This is a genomic window from Gluconacetobacter sp., from assembly GCF_047721585.1.
Taxonomy (GTDB): Bacteria; Pseudomonadota; Alphaproteobacteria; order Acetobacterales; family Acetobacteraceae; genus Gluconacetobacter; species Gluconacetobacter dulcium.
In genome coordinates, this window is sequence record NZ_JBDNXE010000065.1 from 13,215 (window position 1) to 22,709 (window position 9,495).

The 9,495-nt window shown below is 67.9% G+C and carries 7 protein-coding genes; 5 read left to right on the forward strand and 2 right to left on the reverse strand.

What is annotated here, in order from left to right; all coding sequences use genetic code 11:
- Positions 1-117 precede the first annotated feature (117 nt).
- Both rplT and rpmI read right to left on the reverse strand, forming a co-directional pair.
- The gene (rplT, locus tag ABF821_RS12685) at positions 118-477 is read right to left on the reverse strand and encodes a 50S ribosomal protein L20 (protein ID WP_114729155.1); all 360 of its coding nucleotides are present in this window, start codon (positions 475-477) and stop codon (positions 118-120) included.
- Between the two features lie 14 nt (positions 478-491).
- On the reverse strand, positions 492-695 hold the full coding sequence (gene rpmI / locus ABF821_RS12690; RefSeq protein ID WP_114729229.1) for a 50S ribosomal protein L35: 204 nt from the start codon (positions 693-695) through the stop codon (positions 492-494).
- Positions 696-927: 232 nt separating this feature from the next.
- On the opposite strand from rpmI, the gene ABF821_RS12695 reads away from it, so the two are divergent.
- The 5 genes from ABF821_RS12695 to ABF821_RS12715 all read left to right on the forward strand — a co-directional run bounded on the left by ABF821_RS12695 (position 928) and on the right by ABF821_RS12715 (position 9,376).
- Positions 928-2,418 carry a mannitol dehydrogenase family protein gene (locus ABF821_RS12695; protein WP_415530228.1) on the forward strand — a complete coding sequence of 497 codons (1,491 nt, stop codon included), beginning with the start codon at positions 928-930 and terminating at the stop codon, positions 2,416-2,418.
- Positions 2,419-2,569: 151 nt separating this feature from the next.
- The gene (locus tag ABF821_RS12700) at positions 2,570-4,957 is read left to right on the forward strand and encodes a glucose/quinate/shikimate family membrane-bound PQQ-dependent dehydrogenase (RefSeq protein ID WP_415530229.1); all 2,388 of its coding nucleotides are present in this window, start codon (positions 2,570-2,572) and stop codon (positions 4,955-4,957) included.
- Between the two features lie 259 nt (positions 4,958-5,216).
- Positions 5,217-6,563 carry a c-type cytochrome gene (locus ABF821_RS12705; RefSeq protein WP_415530230.1) on the forward strand — a complete coding sequence of 449 codons (1,347 nt, stop codon included), beginning with the start codon at positions 5,217-5,219 and terminating at the stop codon, positions 6,561-6,563.
- A 16-nt stretch (positions 6,564-6,579) separates the two neighbouring features.
- On the forward strand, positions 6,580-7,053 hold the full coding sequence (locus ABF821_RS12710) for a (2Fe-2S)-binding protein (RefSeq protein WP_182974695.1): 474 nt from the start codon (positions 6,580-6,582) through the stop codon (positions 7,051-7,053).
- Positions 7,046-9,376 carry a molybdopterin cofactor-binding domain-containing protein gene (locus ABF821_RS12715; RefSeq protein WP_415530231.1) on the forward strand — a complete coding sequence of 777 codons (2,331 nt, stop codon included), beginning with the start codon at positions 7,046-7,048 and terminating at the stop codon, positions 9,374-9,376. The genes ABF821_RS12710 and ABF821_RS12715 overlap by 8 nt, the downstream gene beginning before the upstream one ends.
- The last annotated feature ends 119 nt before the right edge of the window (positions 9,377-9,495 follow it).

Consider the following 9,495-nt stretch of genomic DNA (forward strand, 5'->3'; position numbering starts at 1 on the left):
AAACCCGCCCCCGCGGGGGCGCACCCCGCCGCCCCCGGCCGAAAAACCCCAACACACCCCCCCGCCCCGCCGTGTGGGGGGGGGGCCCCGTTCCAGATCACCACCGTAAAGGAGCAATCAAGCCGCCAGAGCGGCCTGCGCCTTCTTCACGATCTCGGCAAAGGAGGCGGCATCGTCATACGCGATGGCGGCCAGCACCTTGCGGTCGATCTCGATCCCGGCCTTGTCCAGCGCGAAGATGAACTTGCTGTAGGTCAGGCCATGCTCGCGCACCGCGGCATTGATGCGCTGGATCCACAGGGCGCGGAAATCGCGCTTCTTGTTCCGGCGGTCGCGGTAGGCATACTGAAGCGACTTTTCCAGGCGCTCCAGGGCAATGCGGTAGTTGGTCGAAGACCGGCCGCGGAAGCCCTTGGACTGCTCAAGGACCTTCTTGTGACGGGCGTGCGTCGTGACGCCCCGCTTAACACGTGCCATGTTTCAGGTGCTCCTTATGCCAGCCCGTAGGGCGCCCACTGCTTCACAGTCTTTCCGTCCATTTCGGTCAGGGTCTGCGAGCCGCGGTTGGTGCGCTTCATCTTCTGCGAGCGGTTGATCAGGCCGTGGCGCTTGTTGCCCGGCCCAGCCAGCACCTTGCCGGTCGCGGTGATCTTGAACCGCTTCTTGACCGACGACTTGGTCTTCATCTTGGGCATTTTCATCTCCTTCAATTCTGCGGGCTGCGACCGCAAACGGTCAGACAGCAGTCACGGCCGGGCATGCCCATTTCAGGCCCGGACGCGCGAACAGGTCGCTGCCTATAAACAAACCCCACCCCGCAATCAAGCCTTGCGTTCCCCCTTTGCAGCCGCGATGACGGAATTCCCTCGAAGCCGCCGGGCACAAGGCGGCCGACCGGCCAACCGGCCATCAACCAGGGAACATCCGATGACCATCCTTCCCCCCTTCGGCGCGGTCCCGCCCGCCGTGCTGGTCCCGTCATACGACCGGGCCGCCGTGCGCCCCGGCATCGCCCATCTCAGCGTGGGCAATTTCCACCGCGCGCACCAGGCGGTCTATATCGACCGCGTGCTGGCGCGGCCGGGCAACGCGCAATGGGGCATCCTGGGCATCGGCGTGATGGACGACCCGCCCGAACGCGCCAAGGCCGAATCGCTACTGGCCCAGCACGGGCTCTACACCCTGACCGAATGCCCGGCCGACGCACCGGACAGCGTGCGCGTCGTCGGCGCGATCGTGGAGTACCTGCACGCGCCCGACGACCGCGCGGCCGCCATCCACCGCCTGGCCGACCCGGCGATCCGCATCGTCAGCCTCACCGTCACCGAAGGCGGCTATTACATTGACGCCGACGGCCGTTTCCAGCTCGACCACCCCACGATCGCCGAAGACCTCGCCCGCCCGGTGCCGCACACCGTCTTCGGCCTGGTGACCGAGGCCCTGCGCCTGCGCCGCGATGCCGGCGCCGGCCCGTTCACGGTCCTGTCCTGCGACAACCTGCCCCATAACGGCCACGTCGCCCGCACCGCCTTCCTCACATGGGCCCGCGCCCGCGACGCCGAGCTGGCCGACTGGATCGAAGCCCACGTCACCTTCCCCAGCACCATGGTCGACCGCATCACGCCGGGCGTCGGCCCGCTGGACATCACGCGCCTCGACGCCGGCAGCGGCGTGGACGACCGCGTGCCCGTCTTCTGCGAGGATTTCATCCAGTGGGTGATCGAGGATAAATTCTGCGCCGGCCGCCCGCCACTGGAAGAGGTCGGCGTCCTGTTCACCGGCGATGTCACGCCCTACGAGCAGGTCAAGCTGCGCATGCTCAACGCCTCGCACTCCATGCTCGGCCTGCCCGGCATGCTGATGGGCTACCGCGTCGTCAGCGACATCATGCACAATCCCGAGATGGTGGCGCTGCTGGAACATTACCTGGCCCAGGATGCCGAACCGCTGCTCCAGGCCCCGCCGGGCATGGAACTGCGCGCCTACGCGGCCCAGCTCCTGCGCCGTTTCAGCAACGTGGCCATCAGCGACCAGCTTCCCCGCATCGCCTCCGACAGCGCGTCGAAACTGCCGGTCTTCGTCCGCCCCACCGCCGAAGGCACGCTGGCACGCGGGGCGGACGCCGCACGCATCGCCTTCCTGCTGTCCTGCTTCGCCGAATATCTGCGCGGCCACGACGATACGGGCGCCACCTGCGAACTCCAAGAACCCCATCTCAGCCCCGAAGACCTCGCCCTGGCCGCCGACGAGGACCCGGCAAAGGCGCTGGACATGTCGGTGTTCGACGGCTGGGGCCTTCGCGACCACCCGGCCTTCGTGGACCTGTTCACCCAGACCCGCACGTTCCTGCGCACCGGCGGCACCCGCGCCTGTCTTCGCGCACTCGTCAGCCCGCCGGAGTCCGCCCCCGGACTCTGACATCCCGGACATGGCAGGCCATGACCACGGAAAGTTGATAATGTTTCACATCGCACTGAAACGTTGTTACGAATCGCATGACCGCCATGTTCACGACGCATAAATCCGTGGTGCATCCTCGATCCGTCTTCCAACAATCATTGGGCACTTCATGATAAATCGAAACGGGACACCTCCCGTGCTTACCATCACCGCCGGGGTTTTCGCCCTGATCGGCCTCTATCTGCTGGCAGGGGGCGTCTGGCTCACCGCGCTCGGCGGGTCGCCCTATTACCTCATCGCCGGCGTGGCGATGCTGGTCACCGCGGGGCTGCTGTTCCGCAGAAAGCGCGAGGCGCTGTGGGTCTACGCCGCCCTGCTGATCGGGACCATGGTCTGGGCGGTCAAGGAGGTCGGTTTCGATTTCTGGGCCCTGGCGCCGCGCGGCGACGTGCTGGTGCCGCTGGGCATCTGGCTGCTGCTGCCGCCGGTCACGCGCCATCTCGGCCCCGTCAGCGTCGCGACCATCCTGCCGCTGCGCGCCTCGGTGGTGGCGGCCGTCGCCGTCATCGCCGCCGCTCTCATGAACGACCCGCAGGACCGCGCCGGCTCCCTGCCCCAGATCGCCGGCAACGCGCCGACACCGGGCGACGCCACCGCCATGCCCGACGAAGACTGGCAGGCTTACGGCCGCACCCAGTTCGGCGACCGCTTCAGCCCGCTGAAGCAGATCACCACGGCCAACGTGCGCGACCTGAAAGTGGCCTGGACCTTCCGCACCGGCGACATGAAGCGTCCCGACGACCCCGGCGAATTCACCGACGAAGTCACGCCGATCAAGATCCGCGACACCGTCTATCTCTGCTCGCCGCACCAGATCCTGTTCGCGCTCGACGCCGCGACCGGCAAGCAGAAATGGACGTTCGATCCGCAGATCAAATACAACGCCACCTTCCAGCACATGACCTGCCGCGGCGTGTCGTACCACGAGACCCAGCCGGGCGCCGAGACGATCGACGGCGCGCAGGCCCCGATCGACTGCCCCCGCCGCATCTTCCTGCCGACCAATGACGGCCACCTCTACGCGCTGGACGCCGAGACCGGCGAACGCTGCTCCCATTTCGGCGATAACGGCGTCATCGACCTCCAGGAGCACATGACGGTCAAGACGCCGGGCTTCTACGAGGCCACGTCCCCCCCGGTCGTGACCGACAAGGCCGTCATCGTCTCGGGCGCGGTGATGGACAATTACTCGACGCACGAGCCCTCGGGCGTCACGCGCGGCTTCGACGTCTATACCGGCCAGTTGATCTGGGCCTTCGACCCCAGCAACCCCGACCCGAACGAAATGCCGTCCGAGACGCACCATTTCGTTCCCAACTCGCCCAATTCCTGGATCGTGTCGTCCTACGACCCGAAACTGAACCTGATCTACATCCCCATGGGCGTGCAGACCCCCGACATCTGGGGCGGCAACCGCACCCCGGATGCCGAGCGTTATGCCAGCGCGATCGTGGCGCTGAACGCCGACACCGGCAAGCTGGCGTGGTCCTACCAGACCGTGCATCACGATCTGTGGGACATGGACATCCCCGCCCAGCCCAGCCTCGTCGATATCCGCACCGCGTCGGGCGAGATCGTGCCGACGCTCTACGCCCCGGCCAAGACCGGCAACATCTTCGTGCTCGACCGCCGCACCGGCGCGCTGGTCGTCCCCGCGCCCGAAACCAGGGTGCCGCAGGGCCCGGCGCCGGGCGACCACCTCTCCCCCACCCAGCCGTTCTCCGAGCTGACCTTCCGCCCGAAGAACAACCTGACGGATGCCGACATGTGGGGCGGCACCATGTTCGACCAGCTCATGTGCCGCATCATGTTCCACCAGTTGCGCTATGAGGGGCCGTTCACCCCGCCGTCGCTGCAAGGCACGCTGGTGTTCCCCGGCAATCTGGGCATGTTCGAGTGGGGCGGCCTGGCGGTCGATCCGCAACGGCAGATCGCCATCGCCAACCCCATCGCCATCCCCTTCGTCTCGCGCCTGATCCCGCGCGGCCCCGGCAACCCGGCCACGCCGGACCATTCCAAGCCCTCCGGGTCGGAAACCGGCATCCAGCCGCAGTTCGGCGTGCCCTACGGCGTCACGCTCAACCCGTTCCTGTCGCCGCTGGGCCTGCCGTGCAAGCAGCCGGGCTGGGGCTACATGGCGGGCATCGACCTGCGGACGAACAAGATCGTCTGGATGCACCGCAACGGCACGACCCGCGACAGCGCCCCCATCCCCCTGCCCTTCAAGGTCGGCATCCCCAGCCTGGGCGGCCCGCTGACCACGGCCGGCGGCGTTGCCTTCCTCACCTCGACGGCCGATTATTACATCCGCGCCTATGACGTCACCACCGGCCGCCAGCTCTGGCAGGACCGCCTGCCCGCGGGCGGCCAGTCCACCCCCATGACCTATGCGGTCAACGGGCGTCAGTTCATCGTCACCGCCGATGGCGGCCACGGCTCGTTCGGGACCAAACTGGGCGACTACGTCGTCGCCTATGCCTTGCCGGAAGGGCACTGACGACGACATCTTTCTGTCCGTGACAAAAATTTCAACAAATTGTGATTTTTAAAATTCACGGTTTATTGATTAAAATTTTGTCACAAAGCTTGCTTCAAGGTTGCAGGCTGCCGGGCGGCTCCATAAGAGGGGCCGCCCGGCACAAGACGGACAGGGACGGAACGCCATTTTCCACCCCACCAAAGTTCGCACGCACGGCAACCTGCCACCGCGCATGACAGAGGGGTGACGACATGCGGTTTCCGTCCACCAGAGATTCATGATCAGCCGCACCGCCATCCTGCGCCTCGCAGCCGGCGCGGTCGGTCTCGGCGCCGTCGCCGGCGCGGGCTTCCTGGCCTATGCGCTGCATCCCGCCATCGCGCCGATCGCGCCCCCCGCCGCCACCAGCTTTTCCGCCGAAAGTGTCGAGCGCGGGCGTGTCCTCGCCGCCGGCGGCTATTGCGCGGAATGCCACACCCGCCGCGACGGGCAGCCGGGCATCCCTCTGGCCGGCGACTACGCCATGGCCACGCCCTTCGGCACCATCTATTCCAGCAACATCACGCCCGACGCCAAAACCGGCATCGGCACATGGTCGCTGGCCGCCTTCACCCGCGCCATGCGCTACGGCGTGTCGCGTGACGGCGCCAACCTGTTCCCCGCCTTCCCGTTCGACCATTTCACGCACATGACCGACGGCGACATCGCCGACGTCTATGCGTTCCTGATGACGCAGAAGCCGGTTTCGTCGGTCAAACGCGAGAACACGCTGCCCTTCCCGTTCAGCATGCGCATCCTCCAGGCCGGCTGGAAGCTGCTGTTCCTGCATCCGGGCGCGTACAAGAACGACCCGGCGCATGACGCCCAGTGGAATCGCGGCGCCTACCTCGCCGAGGGCCTGAGCCATTGCAGCGCCTGCCACACCCCGCGCAACGCGATGGGGGCCGAAAAGGCCAGCGCCCCCTATGACGGCGCCCCGGTCGATAACTGGATCGCCCCGCCGCTCAACGCCACCAACCCCACCCCGGTCACCTGGACGGAAAACGAATTCTTCCAGTATCTGCGCTATGGCGTGGCCCCGCTGCACGGCAGCGCCGCCGGTCCGATGTCGCCAGTGGTCCATGGCGGCCTGAGCGAGATGCCGGAATCCGACATCCGCGCCATCGCCCACTACCTGGCCAATATCGACCATGCCGACGCCCGCCAGCCCGGCGACGCCCAGCATCTGGCCACGGCCATGGCCAGCTCGACGCGCGACCTGACCACGCCGCAGACGGCCGACGCCGATGCCCGGCTCTACCAGGGCGCCTGCGCGGCCTGCCATGCCAATACCGGCACGCATCCGGTGCTGGGCCGTCCCGAACTGGCGCTGAACAACGCGCTGTGGCTGGACGAGCCGACCAACCTCTATCAGGTGATCCTGCGCGGCATCGGCACCGAGGAAGGGCAGAGCGGCATCACCATGCCCAGCTTCTATCACGCGCTGACCGACGCCGACCTGGCCCGCCTGGCCGCCTATCTGCGCCGCACCCGCACCACCCTGCCGCCCTGGACCGACCTGGAGAAGAAAGCCGCCGCCGTCCGCGCGACGCTTCCGGCCCCACCGGTCGCCGCGTCCCATTGAGAGACGGAGTCCCGACATGACCAGCTTTCGGCTCAATGGCCACGACATCTCGGTCGACGTTCCCGAGGACACCCCCCTGCTGTGGGTGATCCGTGACGAAATCGGCCTCACCGGCACCAAGTTCGGCTGCGGCATCGGCATGTGCGGCGCCTGCACCGTGCATGTGGGCGGCCGCGCCACCCGCTCCTGCATCACCCCGGTCTCGGCGGTCGAAGGCGCGGACATCACGACCATCGAGGGGCTGGACCCGGCGGGCACCCACCCGGTGCAGGAGGCCTGGAAGGATCTGCAAGTTCCGCAATGCGGCTACTGCCAGTCCGGCCAGATCATGCAGGCCGCCAGCCTGCTGAAGGATTTTCCGCAACCGACCGACGAGGATATCGACGCCGTGATGGGCGGCTCTCTGTGCCGCTGCATGACCTATATCCGCATCCGCGACGCCATCAAGAAGGCCGCGGCCGCCACCGGGGGAGAACCGTCCAATGGGTAAGTTCGGTCGCATCGCCCTCGGCCAGCGCGCCGGCCACGCGGACGGGTCCGGCCTGTCCCGACGCGGCTTCCTGATGGCGGCCGTGGGGGCCGGCGTCATGTTCGGCTTCCCCGCCGCCCCGCGCGCCGCCCAGCAGTTCCCCGCCACCGGCCTGCCCGGCGACGGCGCGTTCGAACCCACGATCTGGTGCGCCATCGCGCCCGACGGCGCCATCACCGTCAACATCATCCGCGCCGAGATGGGCCAGCATGTGGGCACCGCCCTGGCCCGCATCATCGCCGACGAGATGAACGCGGACTGGAGCCGCGTCACGATCAACTACGTGGACAGCGACCCCAAATGGGGCCTGATGGTCACCGGCGGAAGCTGGTCGGTGTGGATGACGTGGGACATCTTCCGTCAGGCCGGCGCCGCCGCGCGCATCGCCCTGACCGAGGCCGGCGCCAGCCTGCTGGGCATCCCCGCCGCCCAATGCACCACCCGCAACGGCATGGTCATCGGCGGCGGCAGGAGCATCGGCTACGGCGATATCGTCGCCCGCGCCCACCCCACGCGCAGCTTCACGCCCGACGAACTGGCCAAACTGCCGCTCAAGCCGGCCGCCGACCGCCACCTGATCGGCAACAAGGACCTCAAGGCCCTCGACATTCCGGCCAAGACCAACGGCACCGCCCTCTACGGCATCGACGCCAAGGTCGAGGGCATGGTCTATGCCCGCCCCAAAATGCCGCCCACCCGCTACGGCTCGCGCGTCCGCTCGGTCGATGACAGCGCCGCCCGCGCGGTCAAAGGCTACCAGCGCTATCTGGTGATCGAGGACCCGTCCGAGGTCGTACAGGGCTGGGTCGTCGCCATCGCCAGCACCTACAGCGCCGCCATCCGCGCCGCCGACCTGCTGAAAGTGGACTGGACACCCGGCGAGACGATCAACGTGTCCGAAAAGGACGTGATCGACCACGGCAGAACCCAGATCGACCGCAAGGAAGGCGGCGTGATGGTGTTCGACGACAAAGGCGTGGACAGCACCTTCGCCGCCGCCGCCTCGGTTTTTTCGCAGGATTATACCTGCGCCTCGGTCATGCACTACCAGCTCGAACCGACCAACGCGCTGGCGTTCGAGAAGGACGGCATCTTCGAGATCCACGCCGGCAACCAGTGGCAGTCGCTGATCCTGCCCACGCTGGCCAAGGCGCTGGGCCGGCCGGAGAAGAGCATCGTCCTGCGCAGTTACCTGCTGGGCGGCGGCTTCGGCCGCCGGCTGAACGGCGATTACATGATCCCGGCCGCCCTGGCATCGAAGGCGCTGGGCAAGCCGGTCAAGCTGATCCTGACCCGCTCGGACGACATGCAGTTCGACTCGTTCCGCTCGCCCTCCATCCAGCGCATCCGCGTGGCGTTCGACGGCAGCAAGGCCATAACGGCCATGGAATACCATGCCTCGGCGGGCTGGCCGACGCAGGTGATGGCCCCGGCCTTCATGCCCAAGGGCGTGGACGGCAAACCGTACGACCCGTTCGCCATCGCCGGCGGCGACCATTGGTACGAGGTCGGGCCGCTGCGCGTGCGCGCGCTGTCCAACGACCTCGCCAACCGCACCTTCCGGCCGGGCTGGCTGCGTTCGGTCAGCCCCGGCTGGGTCAGTTGGGGCCTGGAATCCTCGTGGGATGAAATCGCCCATCTCCAGGGCCGCGACCCGGTCCAGTTCCGGCTGGAGCACCTCACCGGCGCCGGTCGCAACAAGGGCGAGGCACCGGATTCCACCGGCGGCGCGCTCCGTCAGGCAGCCGTGATCCGCCGGGTGGCCGAAAAGGCCGGCTGGGGCCGTCCCCTGCCCAAGGACACCGCGCTGGGCATTGCCAGCACCTTCGGACAGGAACGCGGCATGCCGACCTGGATCGCCTGCGCCGCCCTGGTGCATGTCGATCGCGCCACCGGCATCGTCCGCTGCCAGAAACTCACCCTGGTGGTCGATGCCGGCACCATCGTCGACCCCGACGGCGCCCGCGCCCAGACCGAAGGCGCGGCCCTGTGGGGCCTCAGCATGGCGCTGTTCGAGGGGTCGGAGATCGTGGGCGGCCTGCCGCGCGACCGCAACCTCAACACCTACACCCCGCTGCGCATCGCCGACGTGCCGGAGATGGATATCGAATTCGTCACCAACACCGAAAAGCCGACCGGCCTTGGCGAACCCGGCACCACGCCGATCGCCCCGGCCATCGGCAACGCGATCTTCAACGCGGTCGGCGTGCGCATGCGCCACCTGCCGATCCGCCCGGCGGACGTGCTGCGCGCCCTGAAAGAAAAAGGCGCCTCAGCCGCCTGATCGCCCTGCGGGCAGCGCCTGGCGGACCGTCCGCGGGCCCCCCCCCCGCCGGGCGGGGGGGGCAAACACCCGGGGGGGGGTAGGGCAACCCCGCGGCGGCAAGAGAGCCGCCGGGTGTT